This window comes from Chryseobacterium salivictor (genome assembly GCF_004359195.1).
In the GTDB taxonomy this organism is placed as follows: Bacteria; Bacteroidota; Bacteroidia; order Flavobacteriales; family Weeksellaceae; genus Kaistella; species Kaistella salivictor.
In genome coordinates, this window is record NZ_CP037954.1 from 11,572 (window position 1) to 28,799 (window position 17,228).

16 protein-coding genes are annotated in these 17,228 nt (G+C 37.5%); 6 read left to right on the forward strand and 10 right to left on the reverse strand.

All coding sequences use genetic code 11. The features are described from left to right. Positions 1–1,089, reverse strand: a complete 1,089-nt coding sequence (locus tag NBC122_RS00060; RefSeq protein ID WP_133438417.1) for a carbamoyl phosphate synthase small subunit — start codon at positions 1,087–1,089, stop codon at positions 1–3. 122 nt (positions 1,090–1,211) lie between these two features. Next, positions 1,212–2,117, reverse strand: a complete 906-nt coding sequence (locus NBC122_RS00065; RefSeq protein WP_133438418.1) for an aspartate carbamoyltransferase catalytic subunit — start codon at positions 2,115–2,117, stop codon at positions 1,212–1,214. 240 nt (positions 2,118–2,357) lie between these two features. On the opposite strand from NBC122_RS00065, the gene NBC122_RS00070 reads away from it, so the two are divergent. Continuing rightward, positions 2,358–2,813, forward strand: coding sequence for an Lrp/AsnC family transcriptional regulator (locus tag NBC122_RS00070; RefSeq protein WP_133438419.1), 456 nt, complete (start codon positions 2,358–2,360; stop codon positions 2,811–2,813). Here the strand turns inward: NBC122_RS00070 and argH are convergent. From argH to NBC122_RS00110, 8 genes are read right to left on the reverse strand one after another with little or no spacing between them, the layout of a single operon-like run. Beyond that, positions 2,810–4,114 (reverse strand): argininosuccinate lyase, encoded by a 1,305-nt coding sequence (gene argH / locus NBC122_RS00075; protein WP_133438420.1) that lies wholly within the window; start codon positions 4,112–4,114, stop codon positions 2,810–2,812. The two genes, NBC122_RS00070 and argH, sit on opposite strands and share 4 nt — an antisense overlap. A 33-nt stretch (positions 4,115–4,147) precedes the next feature. After that, positions 4,148–5,230, reverse strand: a complete 1,083-nt coding sequence (locus NBC122_RS00080) for a M20 family metallo-hydrolase (RefSeq protein ID WP_133441019.1) — start codon at positions 5,228–5,230, stop codon at positions 4,148–4,150. Continuing rightward, positions 5,205–6,002: an acetylglutamate kinase gene (gene argB, locus NBC122_RS00085; RefSeq protein ID WP_133438421.1), complete on the reverse strand. Its 798-nt coding sequence runs from the start codon at positions 6,000–6,002 to the stop codon at positions 5,205–5,207. The genes NBC122_RS00080 and argB overlap by 26 nt, the downstream gene beginning before the upstream one ends. 12 nt (positions 6,003–6,014) lie before the next feature. Continuing rightward, positions 6,015–6,971, reverse strand: coding sequence for an N-acetylornithine carbamoyltransferase (locus NBC122_RS00090; protein WP_133438422.1), 957 nt, complete (start codon positions 6,969–6,971; stop codon positions 6,015–6,017). Between the two features lie 57 nt (positions 6,972–7,028). Beyond that, on the reverse strand, positions 7,029–8,165 hold the full coding sequence (locus tag NBC122_RS00095; RefSeq protein WP_133438423.1) for an aspartate aminotransferase family protein: 1,137 nt from the start codon (positions 8,163–8,165) through the stop codon (positions 7,029–7,031). Between the two features lie 24 nt (positions 8,166–8,189). After that, positions 8,190–9,152, reverse strand: a complete 963-nt coding sequence (gene argC, locus NBC122_RS00100; RefSeq protein WP_133438424.1) for an N-acetyl-gamma-glutamyl-phosphate reductase — start codon at positions 9,150–9,152, stop codon at positions 8,190–8,192. Next, complete coding sequence (locus tag NBC122_RS00105; protein WP_133438425.1) at positions 9,149–10,342, reverse strand: argininosuccinate synthase; 1,194 nt, start codon at positions 10,340–10,342, stop codon at positions 9,149–9,151. Before NBC122_RS00105 ends, argC begins: the two co-directional genes overlap by 4 nt. Then, positions 10,314–10,901, reverse strand: coding sequence for a GNAT family N-acetyltransferase (locus NBC122_RS00110; protein ID WP_133438426.1), 588 nt, complete (start codon positions 10,899–10,901; stop codon positions 10,314–10,316). Before NBC122_RS00110 ends, NBC122_RS00105 begins: the two co-directional genes overlap by 29 nt. Before the next feature lie 452 nt (positions 10,902–11,353). On the opposite strand from NBC122_RS00110, the gene acs reads away from it, so the two are divergent. The 5 genes from acs (at position 11,354) to NBC122_RS00135 (ending at position 17,228) form a co-directional block, all read left to right on the forward strand. Continuing rightward, entirely contained in the window at positions 11,354–13,261 is a 1,908-nt protein-coding gene (gene acs, locus NBC122_RS00115) for an acetate--CoA ligase (protein WP_133438427.1), read from the forward strand. 271 nt (positions 13,262–13,532) lie between these two features. After that, positions 13,533–14,675: an NAD(P)/FAD-dependent oxidoreductase gene (locus NBC122_RS00120; protein ID WP_133438428.1), complete on the forward strand. Its 1,143-nt coding sequence runs from the start codon at positions 13,533–13,535 to the stop codon at positions 14,673–14,675. Then, positions 14,675–15,388: a methyltransferase domain-containing protein gene (locus NBC122_RS00125; RefSeq protein WP_133438429.1), complete on the forward strand. Its 714-nt coding sequence runs from the start codon at positions 14,675–14,677 to the stop codon at positions 15,386–15,388. The genes NBC122_RS00120 and NBC122_RS00125 overlap by 1 nt, the downstream gene beginning before the upstream one ends. After that, a complete protein-coding gene (locus tag NBC122_RS00130) occupies positions 15,385–16,437 on the forward strand; it encodes a type III polyketide synthase (RefSeq protein ID WP_133438430.1) in 1,053 nt (350 codons plus the stop codon). The genes NBC122_RS00125 and NBC122_RS00130 overlap by 4 nt, the downstream gene beginning before the upstream one ends. Beyond that, positions 16,431–17,228, forward strand: a complete 798-nt coding sequence (locus NBC122_RS00135; RefSeq protein WP_133438431.1) for an SDR family oxidoreductase — start codon at positions 16,431–16,433, stop codon at positions 17,226–17,228. Before NBC122_RS00130 ends, NBC122_RS00135 begins: the two co-directional genes overlap by 7 nt.

Below are 17,228 nucleotides of genomic sequence, written 5' to 3' on the forward strand. Positions count from 1 at the left end.
TTACTTAGATAATTTTTTAGATTTAAATTCTTCCATCATTTCAATAAATTCATCAAACAAGTAATTTGCATCTTCCGGTCCTGGACTTGCTTCCGGGTGATATTGCACAGAAAAACAGGGGTGAATTTTATGTTTTAGACCTTCATTCGTTCTGTCGTTTAATGCGATATGCGTTTCTTCTAAATCGGTCTTTTTTAAAGATTCCTGATCGACGGCATAACCGTGATTTTGGGACGTGATGGCGACTTTGTTTTTCTTCAAATCCAAGACCGGATGATTCCCGCCACGGTGTCCGAATTTAAGTTTAAAAGTTTTTGCGCCACAAGCCAAACCAATCAATTGGTGTCCCAAACAGATTCCAAAAATGGGAACTTTTCCTAAAAGTTTCTGAATCATTTCGGTCGCTCCTTTTACATCCACCGGATCTCCAGGACCGTTGGAAAGCATGACTCCATCAGGATTGATCAACAGAATTTCTTCTGCGGTTGTATCCTGGGAAACTACGGTCACGTCGCAATCCCGCTGAGCAAGTTCCCGTAAAATCCCGAGTTTGGAACCGTAATCGACTAAAACAACTTTCAAACCTCTTCCCGGATTTGCGTACGAAGTTTTTGTAGAAACCTGAGCAACCTGATCGGTGGCTAAAATACTGGCTTTTAAATCTTCAATGACTGTATTTTCATCAGCATCTTCACTCACAATTTTTCCTTTTACAACTCCTGCATTCCTCAGAATTCTTGTCAATCTCCGCGTATCAATTCCAGAAATTCCGGAGAGATTCCGCTTTTTAAAAAATTCATCAAGATCCATTTGTGCCCTGAAATTGGAGGGAAAATCACAAACCTCTTTTACAATTAAACCTTTAATCGCAGGTTCGATACTTTCGTAATCATCACGGTTAATTCCGTAATTTCCGATGAGCGGATAGGTCATGCAAACAATCTGTCCGCAATAAGAAGGATCGGAGATCAATTCCTGATAGCCGGTCATTCCCGTATTGAAAACGACTTCGCCTTCAATGTCCTGGTCGGCTCCGAAACCTTTTCCGCGGAATACTTCGCCGGATTCTAATATTAATTTCTTTTTCATTTTTACTTTTTACTAAATCGTCACTTTTTATTTTTATTGCAAAGACGCAAAATTTCTTTCATAATCCTGCGCCAATCCAGGTTGTAAAATCATTTGACTTGGCTTTTAGAAAGGGCTACTTATCACTGCACTTCTTCGAACTCAAATCCTTTTGCTTCAAGAGCGGTTTTCAAAATAGCCATTCTGGCGAAAACACCGTTTTCCATTTGTTTGAAAATTCGGGAACGGCTGCATTCTACCAATTCCCCGTCGATTTCAACTCCTCTGTTAATCGGTGCCGGATGCATGATGATCGCATTTTTCTTCATTGCTGTTTCGCGTTCTTTGGTTAATCCAAATTTCCGGTGGTATTTTTCGGGAGAGAGATTTAACTTTTCATCGCTTTCATGTCTTTCATGCTGGATTCTCAATAACATTAAAACATCCACTTCTTTCACCAAATCATCAATGGATAAATAAGTTCCGTTGATAATCGTACCTTCATCAAACCACTGTTCCGGACCGGAGAAATATACTTTTGCTCCCATTTTTCTTAAAACTTCGGCGTTCGAATTCGCAACGCGGCTGTGTTTCACATCGCCTACGATCCCGACTTTCAACCCTTTGAATTTTCCGAATTCCTGCTGAATCGTCATTAAATCTAGAATATTTTGAGAAGGATGATTTCCGGTTCCATCGCCACCATTAATAATAGCAATATCAATTCCTTTGAACTCATCGTAAAATTTTTCTTTTTTATGACGGATGACACAAAGATCGATTCCCAAACTTTTCATGGTTTTTACCGTGTCGTAAAGTGATTCTCCTTTATTAACGGAACTTGCAGAGATATCAAAAGGAACTACATTTAGTCCCAACTTTCGTTCGGCAACATCGAAACTGGTTTTTGTACGCGTACTGTCTTCAAAAAAAAGATTGGACACATAAATTTCCTGTTTCGCTTTCAATACTTTCCCCTTTGAAAACTCTTCTGCTTCCTGGAGTAATTTGTTGATTTTTTCTACGGATAAATCGGCTGTTCTGAGCATAATTTTAGTTTTTAATTCAAAAAAAAACGAAGCCAAAATGACTTCGTTGTAAATAAATATCGTAATTATCGGCATTGCTGCCTTTATGTAAATCGTCTAATGGAAATATTCTTTTCATTAGATGCAAAGATATCATTTTTTTTGAAATCTGAAAAAAGTTTTTTTCAACAAATCAAACTATTCCCGATGAACACCCACTTTTTTGTTTAATTTTTAATATTTTTGTTCAAAATCAAATTTATGGATGCCAAGGACAGAATGATTCTCAGTTTACTTCAGGAAGACTCTACAATATCGGTGAAAGAAGTTTCGGAGAAGATTGGTCTGACTTTTACGCCCACTTATGAACGGATCAAGCAACTTGAGAAACAAAATGTCATCGAGAAATATGTCGCCATCCTTAATCGGGAGAAACTCGGTCTGAATATTATCGTTTACTGTAATATCCGCTTAAAAGAGCAATCTCAAAAAACTTTGGAAGACTTTGAAAAACATATCGAAAGTTTCGAGGAAGTACAGGAAATCATCAGCCTTTCCGGGGAATATGATTATATGTTGAAAATTATCGCAAAGGACATTAACTCTTACAACGACTTCGCTGTTAATGTCATCTCTAACTCGCCAAATATCTGGCAATATCACAGTTCGATTGCTTTACATGAAGTAAAAAAATCGACCAAGTTTAAATTGGATTAAGCCAATAATTTAGAAGAGATTTTATGAAACTGATGGGCAATTTCATCTAAACACAAATTACCAATACTGCCTTGATGGCTGTGATTCAAATCTTTTGTATCATACTGAAAATCATCATTTTCAATATCATTTCCTACTTTTACATAAGCATCCCGAAATGAATTTCCGTTTTTGACTTCTTCATTAATTTTTTCTACGCTGAACAAATATTTGTATTTTTCGTCTTCTAAAATTCCTTCTTTCACTTCAATATTTGGCAAAGTATAAATCAGAATTTCCAGACATTCTTTTAAAGAATCAATCGCCGGAAAAAGGATTTCTTTGGTCAGCTGCATATCGCGGTGATAGCCGGAAGGCAAGTTGTTGGTCAACAAAATCAGTTCATTGGGCAAAGACTGGATTCGGTTGCAACGCGCTCTTACCAACTCAAAAATGTCCGGATTTTTCTTGTGCGGCATAATGCTGCTTCCGGTAGTAAATTCTTTCGGAAAACTAATGAAATCAAAATTCTGACTTAAATACAGACAAATATCATAAGAAAACTTACCTAAAGTTCCTGCCAAAACTGCCATCGAAGATGCGAGTAATTTCTCGGATTTTCCACGCGTCATCTGTGCGTAAACAGAATTGTAATTTAATGTTTTAAAACCCAGATGATAAGTCGTACTTTCCCGATCAATTGGGAAGGAAGAACCATAACCAGCGGCTGAACCCAAAGGATTTTTATTGATGATATTTTTAACCGACAAAAGCAGTTCCAAATCATCGACCAAGGCTTCTACATAAGCGCCAAACCACAATCCGAAAGACGACGGCATCGCAATCTGAAAATGCGTATAACCTGGCAACAGGACCTTTTTGTGCTGATCTGCCAAACGAATCAGCAGTTGGAATAGAGAATCCGTCAGTTCACCAATTGCTCTGATTTCATCTAACAGATACAATTTAATATCCAACAAAACCTGATCGTTTCTGGAACGTGCAGTGTGAATTTTCTTTCCGGTATCGCCTAATTTTCTTATTAAAACAGATTCAATTTGAGAATGAATATCTTCTGCTTCGCTATCGATTTCGAAAGTATTATTTTCGATGCTTTCTAAAATTTCATTTAAAACTGCAAGCAATTCAAGTGATTCCTCATTTGAAATCAGTCCTACTTCTGCTAACATTTTGCAATGCGCAATCGAACCCAAAACATCGTATTTTGCCAACCGATCATCGAAATCTAAATCTTTTCCAACGGTGAAATTATTCACCAATTGATCGGTTAATGACTTATCTTTTTGCCAAATTTTTTTCATTATTTCTTTTATTTAAAAACCTTTAAAACAGGTTTATAATATTTTTTCTAAAATTTTAATATAGATTTCAATGCCTTCATTTATTTCATTAATGTAAATAAATTCGTCGGCGGTATGAGATCTTGTGCTGTCTCCGGGACCAATTTTCACCGATGTACAAGGAATAATCGCCTGATCCGAAGAGGTTGGTGAGCCGTACGTTGTTCGACCGATTTCTAAACCTGCTTTTACGATCGGATGATCTTCATTAATTCTCGAAGAATTTAACCTGAACGATCGCGCAGTTAATTTGGATTTCATTTCGGACTGAATGATTTCAAAAACTTCTTTATTGCTGTATTCATCAGTCACACGAACATCTAAAGTAAAATTACATTTTTCGGGAACCACGTTGTGTTGCGTTCCGGCATTGATGACCGAAAGCGTGACTTTTACTTCACCCAAATAGGGCGAAACTTTCGGAAATTTGAAGTTCAAAATATGATCTAAATCTGCCATGCATTTCACAATCGCATTATCCTGATTTGGATGCGCCGCATGAGAAGCCGTTCCCAACATTTCGCCATCGATAACCAATAATCCTTTTTCTGCGATGGCTAAATTCATTTTTGTAGGTTCGCCAACAATTGCTAATTCTACGTTTGGAAGTTGGGGAAAAAGCAATTCGATTCCTTCTTTTCCTGAAATTTCTTCTTCGGCTGTTAACGCAATAATTAAATTATGGGAAAGATTTTCGTTCTCATAAAAATGCAGAAAAACCTGAACCATCGAAACCAAAGAAGCACCGGCATCATTGCTTCCTAAACCAAATATTTTTCCGTCTTTTTCAATGGGAATAAACGGATCAATTGTAAATGCTTTATTTGGTTTCACCGTATCGTGATGCGTATTCAAAACAATCGACGGTTTGGTTTCATCAAAATATTGATTGACCGCCCAAATATTATTTTTCAGCCTTTTTGTAGGAATATTTCTTTGATGAAAAAAACCTTCAATAACTAAAGAAACATCGTATTCATCTTTACTTAAAGATGGTGTTGCAATGATTTTTTTTAATAATTCCGTTGCGTTTAATACTAATTCTTCCTGACTATAATATGATTTCTGTTCCTTCATTTTGATGATTAATTTGGTTTTGTAATTTGGTTTCATTGTGTAAAACCACCTTATTTACATTGTTTTCTTTCGCCTGAAAAGCATTGGTAAGTTTGGGTAAAATTCCTTGATGCAATTTATTTTCAGACCTTAACTGCTCGTATTTTGCAAAGTTTAACATCTTTACAGCAGAATCCGGATTTACCACATCTTCTAAAACGCCGTCTTTATCAAAGCAATACAAAAGTTCGACATCATAGTTTTGAGATAAAGCCTGTGCTAAAACTGAAGCCACAGAATCCGCATTCGTATTGAGCAAATCACCTTTCTGGTCGTGCGTAATTGCCGAAAAAACTGGAGATAACTGTAATTCTAAAAATTTTTGAAGTAAATCAACATTGACACTTTTCGAATCGACATCTCCAACAAATCCATAATCAACATTTGAAACCGACCGTTTTTCACTTTTAATTAAATTCCCATCTGCACCTGAAAATCCAATCGCATTACAGTTAAAATTCTGAAGTTTTGCAACGATTTTTTTATTGATCTTACCGGCATAGACCATGGTAACAATATCCAGAGTTTCCTCATTGGTGATTCTTCTACCGTCAGTCATTTGTTGAGGAACATTTAGTTCTACCGCTAAATCTGAAGCCAGCTTTCCGCCACCGTGAACCAATATTTTCAATGCATTTATAGAAGCAAATTGCTCTAAAAAATTCATTAGAGTTTCCTGATTATCGATTAACGAACCACCGATTTTAATGACATATAATTTCTGTTTATCCATGATGATTTACTTTTAAGTCGGCAATTCATCTAAAATTTCACTGAAAACCGTCTGTGCTGAAAAGATTCTGTTTTTTGCCTGTTGATAGATAATCGAGTTTTCGCTGTCCATCACTTCATCGCTCAACTCTACATTTCTTCGAACCGGCAAACAATGCATCACTTTCGCATTTTGCGTTGCATTTAATTTTTCCTGTGTCAACATCCAGTTTTCTTTGACTTCGGGCATTGCAGCGTAATCTTCAAACGATGACCAGTTTTTAACATAGATAAAATCAGCATCTTTTAAGGCTTCATTTTGGTCATGAAAAACAGTGGTATTTTTTACAAACTTTGGATCCAAATCATAGCCTTCGGGATTGGCAATTACGAAATCTACTTCCATCGATTGCATCCATTCAGTAAAAGAATTGGCAACGGCGTGAGCAATTGGTTTAATATGGGGCGCCCAGGTTAACACGACTTTCGGTTTGCGATTTTCTTTCCAATTTTCAGTTATAGTTATGCAATCTGCAAAACTTTGCAAAGGATGCCGCGTTGCAGATTCCAAAGAAATCACCGGAACTTTTGCATATTTCAAAAACTGTGATAAAATACTTTCATTCACGTCATCTTCCTTATTCTGCATTCCTGCAAAACAACGCACCGCAATGATGTCGCAATATTGATTCAAAACCTCTACAGCATCCTTAACATGCTCCACGGTTCCGCCATTCATCACCGCTCCATCTGCAAATTCAAGATTCCAGGCTTCCTGCGATGCGTTTAAAATAAGTACATTTAATCCTAAATTCTGGGCGGCAATCTGACTGCTCAATCTGGTTCTTAAACTGGAGTTTAAAAATACAAGACCAATTGTTTTTCCTTTTCCTTTATTCGGCTCTGCCAAAGGATTATTTTTAATCTGAAGCGCCGTTTTTATCATGGACTGAAGATCATTAATATCTTCTATGGAAGTGAAATTTTTCATTTTCTTTTTATTTAAAATTTGCCTTTTGGCAGTTGAAATGAATCTTAAAAAAGACTCCTAATTTTGAAGAATAGACTTTAAAGCACCGATGAATATATCGGCTTCTTTTTCTGTAATATTGATTGAAGGAAGAATTCTCAGCACATTTGCATCATTAGAATTTCCCGTAAAAACGTGATGTTTCGTCAATAAGTCGGACCGGATTTCTGCACAAGGTTGATCCAACTCAATTCCAATCATTAAACCTCTGCGCCTGATAGATTTGATGTGGTTGAAATTCTGAATTTCAGATTCGATATAAGATCCTATTTTTTCTGAATTTTCAATAAGATTTTCATTTTTAATGACCTCTAAAACTGCAATTCCGGCAGCACAAGCCAAATGATTTCCACCGAAAGTAGTTCCCAACAGTCCATTGCTGGCTTTGAATTTCGGACTGATTAAAACGCCGCCCATCGGGAAACCATTTCCCATTCCTTTTGCCACCGTAATCAAATCGGGCTGAATATCAAATTCCTGATGCGCAAAGAATTTCCCGGATCTTCCGTAACCGGATTGAACCTCATCCATAATTAAAACGACATCGTTTTCAGCACAAAGTTTTTTAAGCGCCTGAATCATTTCTTCCGTTGGTAAAATAATCCCGCCAACTCCCTGAATTCCTTCGATGATTACTGACGAAATCTCGCCTTGATTTTCTGCGAGCAATTGTTTTAACTGAGCCACATTATTCCATTCACATTTTATAAAACGGTCTGAAAAATTAACAGGTGCAACAATTTTAGGATTATCTGTCACAGAAACTGCGGCGGAAGTCCGGCCATGAAATGAACCAGAGAAATAAATCACTTTCTTTTTTCCGTTATGAAACGAAGCGAGTTTCAAAGCATTTTCATTCGCTTCTGCACCAGAATTGCAGAGAAAAAGCGAATAATTTTCATATCCAGAAATTTCACCCAACTTTTCTGCTAATTCTGTTTGTAAATCATTTTGAACAGAATTCGAATAAAACGATATTTTTTCTAACTGATTTTTCAGTTTATTTTGATAATGAGGATGGTTATGACCGATGGAAATCACAGCGTGCCCTCCATAAAAATCAAGATATTTTTCGCCTTTATCATCCCAAAGAAAAGAACCTTCTGCTTTTACAGGATTGATATTAAATAAAGGATATACTTGGAATAAATTCATTTTTACTTTTTTAATAATGCATTTTTAAAATGCAATGGGTTTTAACTGAAGACCGGTATTTTCTTCCCAATCCATGGCGATATTCATATTTTGAACAGCTTGTCCAGACGCCCCTTTTACTAAATTGTCAATCGCAGAATGAACCACGATCGTATCTTTATTTTTTTCAATGTGAATAGCGCATCTGTTGGTATTAACAACTTGCTTCATATCGATTGGTTTTTCTGATACAGTCACAAAGGCGGCGTCTTGATATAACCCCTGATATATTTCCTGAATTTCATTTAATTCTAAATCACATTTAATGATCGAACTGGTGAAAATTCCTCTTACAAAATCGCCGCGCCAAGGAACAAAATGAAGTTCGATTTCCTTTTCATTTGATTGATTTAAAGTCTTCAAAACCTCATCTACATGTTGATGCGTTAAAGTTTTGTAGGCTGAAATATTATCATTACGCCAGGAAAAATGAGTCGTCGATTGTAGCGACTGCCCCGCTCCGGTAGAACCTGTGATTCCTGTGGTATAAATATTTTTCAGTAATTTCTCTTTTGCTAAAGGCAATAATGCCAATTGAATTGCGGTGGCAAAACAGCCGGGATTTGCAATACTTTTAGCAGATTTCAATTCATTTTTATAAAGTTCAGGTAAACCGTAAATGAAATTTCTGTCCTGAAAATCACTTTCCAGCCGGAAATCATTTCCTAAATCGATGACCAAAACATTTTCTTTTACCGGATTTTCCGTCAACCAATTTTTGCTTTCCTGATGAGGCAGACACAAAAATAAAATGTCAACTTCTTCAGTTTGATTGGTTAAAGTCATTTCACAAATCTCAATTAAATCCGGATAAATATCAGAAACCTTGATTCCTGCATTCGAACGGCTGTATAAAAACTGAAGTTCAACTTTCGGATGAAAAGCCAGCAACCGCACCAGTTCGCTACCGGTGTAACCATTGGCCCCAATTATTCCTGCCGATTTCATGATGACTTATTTATTTGATGATAAATCGACAATGAATTGCTGAGAACTTTGGTAAATCCTTTCACATCTTCGCCAGTCCAGGCAAGATTTGCTTCGCCATAACTTCCGAATTCTGCGGACATTAAGTCGTTTTCAGATTCAATTCCATTCAACACAAAACGGTAAGGATGAAGCGTTATCAATACTTTCCCGTTCACGCTTTTCTGAGAATCAGTAAAAAAAACTTCGATATTTCTCATGACCGGATCTAAGAAAAGTGCTTCGTGAAGCCAGTTTCCGTACCAGTCTGCCAATTGAGATTTAATCGTTTGCTGGTATTTTGAAAGCGTATGTTTTTCCAATAAATGATGCGCTTTAATGATCACCGTTGCTGCTGCTGCTTCGAAACCAACGCGACCTTTAATGCCAACAATCGTATCGCCGACGTGAATATCACGACCAATTCCATAAACCTTTGCAAGTTCTTCAATTTTCTGAATCGCTAAAACCGGATGAGAAAACTGCTCGCCATTCACACCGATGATTTCGCCATTTTTAAATTCAATTTCCAACTCAGACGGTTCCGTTTTCTCCACTTGTGAAGGAAAGGCTTCTTCGGGCAGATTGTTTTTCGACGTCAGCGTTTCTTTTCCGCCGACCGAAGTTCCCCAAAGTCCTTTATTAATGGAATATTGCGCTTTTTCAAAATCCATTTCATAGCCGTGATTTTTCAAAAATAAAATCTCTTCTTCCCGTGATAAAGACATATCGCGAATTGGGGTAAGAATTTCGATGTTCGAACACATGACCTGAAAAATCAAATCAAAACGCACCTGATCATTTCCCGCTCCTGTACTTCCGTGAGCGATTGCTGCTGCCCCAATTTTCTGCGCAAATTTTGCAATATTCTGCGCCTGAACGGTTCGTTCTGCGCTTACAGAAAGCGGATAAGTATTGTTTTTCAACACATTTCCGAAAATCAAATATTTAACACACTCATTATAATACGACTGAACAGCATCAATAAAAGTATAGGAACTTACGCCCAGTTTTTCTGCTTTCAATTTCAGTTCCTGCTCCTCATCTTTAGAAAACCCACCGGTATTTACGGTCACCGCATGAACATCATACGCTAAATTTTCACTGAGATATTTCGCACAATAGGAAGTATCTAATCCTCCACTAAATGCTAGTACTACACTTTTCTTCATCGTTTTGTTTTTCTTTTGTTAATTGGTCTTTGTCGTTTTTCGGCGCATAAAGCATTGCGGTACAAAGGCAATTTTGTCGATTTTTGCTCATTAAAATTTCATAATTGACGCAGGTTTTACACCCATTCCAAAATGCTTCATCCTGGGTTAATTCCGAATAAATAACCGGTTTATATCCCATTTCAGCATTAATTTTCATGACCGCCAATCCCGTCGTTAAACCAAAAATTTTTGCATTCGGATATCTTTCTCTGGATAATTGAAAAATTCTTTCCTTAATTAAAGTGGCATAGCCTTTATTTCTAAATTTTGAGGAAACAATAAGTCCCGAATTCGCAACAAACTCACCATGTGACCAGGTTTCGATGTAGCAGAAGCCAACCCAAGTTCCGTCATCTTCTGAGGCAACGACTGCTTTTCCTTCCAGAATTTTGTCACTGATATAATCCAGTGACCGTTTCGAAATACCCGTTCCCCGTTTCTTGGCTGAATCTGCAATTTCATGCTGTATTTCTTCTGCGTATTTCAAATGTTTATCTGAAGAAACTTCTATTTTCATTTATTTACAACTTTTAAAGCAACAAATTTAAGATAAAAAATCTTTAGTGAACAAATAAACAACAATTAATTACTGTTAAAATTTAATTAAAAAGATTTTTAACCCAAACCGCCTAATATAAAAGGATATAATATCTGGAAAACCAAATGAGATGATCATAGAAAAAAATCACTAAATGAGAGGGAGAAAATAAAAATTGTAAAAAATATCATTTTACAGAGTCGATTTTTTTATCTTCATACAAAATTTGAAAACCCTCTTTTCATTATATCTTGAGTAAAAACACAAAATCTTGATAAAACAAAATCCTTCAAAGGAAGCCGCGTCCTAATTAGCCCTGATAGAAGCGGTTACCCCACAGCAAGCATTGGGAAAGTTTTGGGGCGAGGAGTATGAGCGGATAGCAGGATAAAGCTCCTAAAAAAAAGTAGAAAACTAAACAATAATAAAGCATGAAAAATTACGTAATAGACGATTTGCCCGACTATTTTAAACAGTACAAAAAATCCATCAAAAACCCGAAAAAATTCTGGGATAAAGTGGCCGATGAAAATTTCGTGTGGTACCAACGCTGGTCCAAAGTGGTAGATTACAACATGGAAGAAGCGAAAATCAAATGGTTTAAAAATGCAAAACTGAACATCACCAAAAACTGTATTGACCGGCATTTGAACGAGCGTGGCGACAAAATGGCGATTATTTTTGAACCCAACGATCCCAAAGAAGAAGCGCAACATATTTCCTACAGTGAATTGCGCGACCGTGTCTGTAAAATGGCGAATGTACTGCGTGATCAGGGCGTGCAAAAAGGCGACCGCGTTTGTATTTATCTGCCGATGATTCCCGAACTGGCGGTTTCGATGCTGGCGTGTGCGAGATTGGGCGCGGTTCATTCCGTGATCTTTGCAGGATTTTCGGCAAACGCTGTGGAATCAAGGGTGAATGATTGCGGTGCGAAAATGATCATCTGTTCAGACGGAAGTTTCCGCGGCTCAAAATCAATCGATTTAAAAGGAATCATTGATGAAGCTGTAGAAAAATGCCCGACAGTAGAAAAAGTTTTGGTCGTAAAAAGAACCGGAAGCGAAGTGAAAATGAAGGAAGGACGGGATTTTTGGCTGGAACCTCTGTATGAAAAAGCAGCCTCAGATTTTATTTCGGTGATCATGGATGCAGAAGATCCTCTTTTTATTTTGTACACTTCCGGTTCCACTGGAAAACCCAAAGGAATGCTTCATACAACGGCTGGTTATATGGTTTATACGGCCTATACTTTTAAAAATGTTTTTAATTATAAAGAGAATGATATTTATTGGTGCACCGCAGATATTGGCTGGATAACCGGTCATTCCTACATTCTGTACGGGCCGCTTGCAAATGGCGCCACGACGGTCATTTTCGAAGGCGTGCCGACTTATCCGGAACCGGACCGTTTCTGGGAAGTGATTGAAAAACATAAAGTCACGCAATTTTACACTGCTCCGACAGCGATTCGTGCCTTGGCAAAAGAATCTTACGAGTGGGTTGAGAAACATGATTTGTCGAGTTTGAGAGTGATTGGTTCTGTTGGTGAACCGATTAATGATGAAGCATGGCATTGGTATAACGATCATGTCGGCAAGAAAAAATGCCCGATTGTTGATACCTGGTGGCAGACAGAGACAGGTGGAATTATGATTTCGCCGCTTCCTTTTATTACGCCTACAAAACCAACTTACGCAACCTTGCCTTTGCCGGGAATCCAACCTGTTTTGATGGATGACAAACGGAATGAAATCACAGGAAATCAAGTCGATGGAAATTTATGCATCCGTTTTCCGTGGCCGGGAATTGCAAGAACGATTTGGGGCGATCATCAAAGATACAAAGACACCTATTTCACCGCTTTCCCAGGGAAATATTTTACCGGAGACGGCGCTTTGCGGGATGAAGTTGGGTATTACAGAATCACCGGTCGGGTTGATGATGTGATCATCGTTTCCGGGCATAATTTGGGAACTGCACCGATTGAAGACAGTGTAAATTTACATCCAGCCGTTGCAGAATCAGCAATCGTCGGTTATCCGCACGATGTGAAAGGAAGTGCGCTTTACGGTTTCGTGATGTTGAAAGACAGCGGTGAAGACCGTGATAGAGATAATTTGAGAAAAGAAATCAACAACGTTATTTCGGATACGATTGGACCAATCGCGAAACTTGATAAAATTCAGTTTGTTTCTGCCTTGCCAAAAACCCGTTCTGGTAAAATCATGCGTCGTATTTTGAGAAAAATTGCGGAAGGTGATTTTGCTAATTTCGGGGATACTTCTACCCTGCTGAATCCGGAGATTGTCGAAGAGATAAAGAATGAGAAGATTTGATTTGTTGATTTGACGATGTGTTGGTGTATTGATGAACGCAATACTTTGATTATAATTAAACCTTGCGGAAACGTGAGGTTTTTTTGTTCTATTTTATTTATTTGAAAGATTTTGCAAAAAAAATTCAACATTAAGATTTTGGTTAAGGAGTTAAGATGATTAAGATCCCTCACCGAAATTGAAAACTAAAATATGACTCTTATGTTTAAACAGTAAATAAAAACTTTTTGATTGTTTGGTGAAATTTTTTACTACTTTTAAATAAAAAAAATTGGACGATTCAAATTGTACTACCGAAGTCATCATCATTGGCGGCGGTTTGGCAGGTTTAACAGGCGCGATTCACCTTTCAAAAATGGGAGTTGGCGTGATTGTTATTGAAAAGAATCACTATCCAAAACACAAAGTCTGCGGCGAATATATTTCCAATGAAGTTATTCCCTATTTTAAATGGCTTGAGATTGATGTTGAAGATTTAAAGCCGACTCATATTAAAACGCTGCAATTTTCATCAGAATCCGGAAGAACCATTGCAGCCAAACTTCCGCTCGGCGGTTTTGGAATCAGCCGTTATACTTTAGATGAATTCCTTTATCAAAAAGCACTTTCCCAGAATTGCGGGATTCTCGAAGATCAAGTCAATGAGGTGAATTTTAAAGACGATTTTTTTGAAGTTCATTTGGCGTCCGGCAAAGTTGTGACTTCGAAAGTCGTTTTGGGCGGTTTTGGAAAACGCTCTAATTTAGACGTGAAAATGAAACGCAATTTTGTAGAGCAGAAATCTCCATGGTTGGCGGTGAAATCTCATTATAAAGGTAATTTTCCGGATGATCTTGTTGGCCTGCATAATTTTAAAGGCGGTTATTGTGGTGTTTCGAAGGTGGAGAATAATTTGCTCAATATCTGTTATTTAACTAATTTTAAATCGTTCAGGAAATTTAAAAATATTGAAGAATTCCAGGAAAAAACAGTTTCTCAAAATCCTCATTTAAAAAATATTCTGGAAAATTCTGAATCTGTTTTTGAAAAACCTTTGACCATCAGTCAGATTTGTTTTGAGAAAAAAGATAATGTAGAAGATCATGTTTTAATGATGGGCGATACTGCCGGTTTAATACATCCGTTGTGCGGAAATGGAATGGCAATGGCGATTCACAGCGCAAAACTGGCATCGGAAGAAACCATCTCTTTTTTAAAAGGTAAAATTTCCCGCCCGCAAATGGAACAGAATTACACTGAAAACTGGAACATAAATTTTAAACAACGATTGTGGTATGGCAGGTTTTTAGGTAGTATTTTAGAACATTCAAAACTTTCTGAAGTTTTGACTAATTTATTAACCTATTTTCCTTTCTTACTTCCAATAATTATTAGAAAAACCCACGGAAGAGAAATCAAAATGACTCAAAATTAATGGCTTTAGACACCACGCACAGAACAGATTTAGAAGAATCAATGGACGATTTTTCGATGGATAACGACGGATTGGTAACCGCTTTGGATGACATTGCGCGAATCAATCAGTTGCTCGGCGGAAATTCGATTACTTTAAATGGCGTTAAAAATTTAATTAAAAACTTTCCAAAAGACCAAACCATTACCATCATGGATTTCGGTTGCGGAAGCGGCGATATGCTTCGAATGTTGTCCAAATTTGGAACGAAAAACAATATTAAATTTAAACTGATCGGCATCGATGCCAACGAAGCCACGATTCGCCACGCCGAAAAATGCTCCACCGAATTTGAAAACATTTCCTATTTGGCAGAAGACATTTTCCTCTACGATTTTGCAAAATACAAAATTGATATCGCCCTGATTACATTGACTTTACATCACTTTAAAGACGATGAGATTTTAAAAATACTGCGTGTTATTTTAAATTTAGTCAAAAAAGGAATCGTTGTGAATGATTTACAGCGAAGTAAATTAGCCTACCGCTTGTTTCAAATGATTATCTTTATTTTCAGATTAGAAAAAATGACCGCCAATGATGGATTGATTTCAATTTTAAGAGGTTTTAAAAGAGAAGATTTAGAAAAATTTTCAAAAAAATTAGCATTAAAAAAATACAGCATCCAATGGAAATGGGCTTTCCGCTACCAATGGATTATTGAAAAAATATGAGTGTAAAAATAGTGAGTGTTGCCAAGCAACTGCCAAAATATTCCCGAAAAACTGCCGAAGTTTTACCTTTTCTCGATCTTTGGTTAGAAGGTCAGGAAAGCCGTTTCGTACGGAAAGTTAAAAAAATCTTTGAAGGCGCCGCCGTCGATGAAAGATATTCTATAATGGATCCCGCAGAAGTTTTCACCGCCACTTCGTTTGAAGACAAAAATGATATTTACGCCCGTGAAGTTGTTATTTTGGGCGAACAGGTTTTGGAAAAAGCGTTAAAAAAAGCCGGTTGGAATCCGCAATCTCTGGACTATATTATTACCGTAAGTTGCACCGGGATTATGATTCCGTCATTGGATGCTTATCTGATCAATAAATTAAATCTTCGTCAGGACATTGTCCGTTTGCCTGTTACCGAAATGGGTTGCGCAGCCGGAGTTTCCGGAATTATTTATGCGAAGAATTTCCTGCAGGCAAATCCGGGGAAACGCGCTGCAGTAATTGCGGTCGAAAGTCCGACCGCGACTTTTCAACTCGATGATTTCTCCATGGCAAATATGGTAAGCGCTGCGATTTTCGGCGACGGTGCGGCGTGCGTTCTGCTTTCTTCCGAAGAAAATGCGGAAGGTCCGGAAATTCTTGCGGAAGAAATGTATCATTTTTATAACAACGAACACATGATGGGTTTTAAACTCACCAATTCCGGTTTGCAGATGATTTTGGATATCGAAGTTCCCAACACGATCGGTGAACATTTTCCAAATATTATTCATCCATTTTTAGCCAAACAGCATTTGGAAATTAAAGATATTGATCACCTGATTTTTCATCCGGGCGGAAAAAAAATCGTTCAGATGGTCGAGGGATTATTTTCCGAGTTGGGCAAAAATATTGATGTGACAAAAGAAATTTTACGTTTGTACGGAAATATGTCGAGCGCTACCGTTTTGTATGTTTTAGAAGAAATCATGAATCAGCAACCGCAGAAAGGCGAAAAAGGTTTAATGCTCAGTTTCGGCCCAGGATTTTCTGCACAAAGAGTTCTAATGCAATGGTAAGAAGATTTGAAAATACAGGTTACTGGACTTTAATTCTGGGCGGAAGTTCAGGATTAGGTTTGGCTTCTGCAAAAAAACTAGCAAGCGAAGGAATGAACATCTGCATCATTCACCGGAATCCGCGTGCTGAAATGGAAATGATTAATCGTGGATTTGCGAAGATTCAAAATGAAAATATTCAATTTTTAAGTTTAAATAAAGACATTTTAAATCTGCAACACCAGCAGGATATTTTATCAGAATTAAAAACAGTTGTAGGAAAAGAAGGCAAAATTCGTTGCCTTTTACACAGCATCGCGAAAGGAAATTTAAAACCGATGATTGGTTCAGAGCATGAAAGTCTGTCCACCGATGATTTCAGTATCACGCTTCATGCGATGGCGACCAGTCTATACGATTGGACAAAACTACTGTTTAATGAAAACCTCTTCGCGGAAGACGCCAGAATCCTCGCTTTTACAAGTGAAGGAAGTACAAAACCAATTCACAATTACGCAGCAGTCTCTGCCGCGAAAGCCGCTTTAGAAGCAATTTCCAGAAACATTGCTTTGGAATTTGCGCCTTTTGGTTTGCGATGCAATTGTATTCAAGCCGGAGTAACTGATACACGGTCTTTACAAATGATTCCGGGAAGTAAAGAAATAAAAGAACAGTCGAAAAAACGAAATCCTTTCAAAAGATTAACTACAGCGGAAGATGTCGCGGATGTGGTGAGTTTATTGTGTCAGGACGAAGCTTCCTGGATCAACGGTTGCGTAATTCCCGTGGATGGTGGCGAACATTTAGGATAA

Excerpts from the sequence above, each read along its gene's own strand:
- NBC122_RS00060 (WP_133438417.1), bottom strand. The coding sequence starts at position 1,089 with ATGAAAAAGAAATTAATATTAGAATCCGGCGAAGTATTCCGCGGAAAA.
- NBC122_RS00065 (WP_133438418.1), bottom strand. The coding sequence starts at position 2,117 with ATGCTCAGAACAGCCGATTTATCCGTAGAAAAAATCAACAAATTACTC.
- NBC122_RS00070 (WP_133438419.1), top strand. The coding sequence starts at position 2,358 with ATGGATGCCAAGGACAGAATGATTCTCAGTTTACTTCAGGAAGACTCT.
- argH (WP_133438420.1), bottom strand. The coding sequence starts at position 4,114 with ATGAAAAAAATTTGGCAAAAAGATAAGTCATTAACCGATCAATTGGTG.
- NBC122_RS00080 (WP_133441019.1), bottom strand. The coding sequence starts at position 5,230 with ATGAAGGAACAGAAATCATATTATAGTCAGGAAGAATTAGTATTAAAC.
- argB (WP_133438421.1), bottom strand. The coding sequence starts at position 6,002 with ATGGATAAACAGAAATTATATGTCATTAAAATCGGTGGTTCGTTAATC.
- NBC122_RS00090 (WP_133438422.1), bottom strand. The coding sequence starts at position 6,971 with ATGAAAAATTTCACTTCCATAGAAGATATTAATGATCTTCAGTCCATG.
- NBC122_RS00095 (WP_133438423.1), bottom strand. The coding sequence starts at position 8,165 with ATGAATTTATTCCAAGTATATCCTTTATTTAATATCAATCCTGTAAAA.
- argC (WP_133438424.1), bottom strand. The coding sequence starts at position 9,152 with ATGAAATCGGCAGGAATAATTGGGGCCAATGGTTACACCGGTAGCGAA.
- NBC122_RS00105 (WP_133438425.1), bottom strand. The coding sequence starts at position 10,342 with ATGAAGAAAAGTGTAGTACTAGCATTTAGTGGAGGATTAGATACTTCC.
- NBC122_RS00110 (WP_133438426.1), bottom strand. The coding sequence starts at position 10,901 with ATGAAAATAGAAGTTTCTTCAGATAAACATTTGAAATACGCAGAAGAA.
- acs (WP_133438427.1), top strand. The coding sequence starts at position 11,354 with ATGAAAAATTACGTAATAGACGATTTGCCCGACTATTTTAAACAGTAC.
- NBC122_RS00125 (WP_133438429.1), top strand. The coding sequence starts at position 14,675 with ATGGCTTTAGACACCACGCACAGAACAGATTTAGAAGAATCAATGGAC.
- NBC122_RS00130 (WP_133438430.1), top strand. The coding sequence starts at position 15,385 with ATGAGTGTAAAAATAGTGAGTGTTGCCAAGCAACTGCCAAAATATTCC.
- NBC122_RS00135 (WP_133438431.1), top strand. The coding sequence starts at position 16,431 with ATGGTAAGAAGATTTGAAAATACAGGTTACTGGACTTTAATTCTGGGC.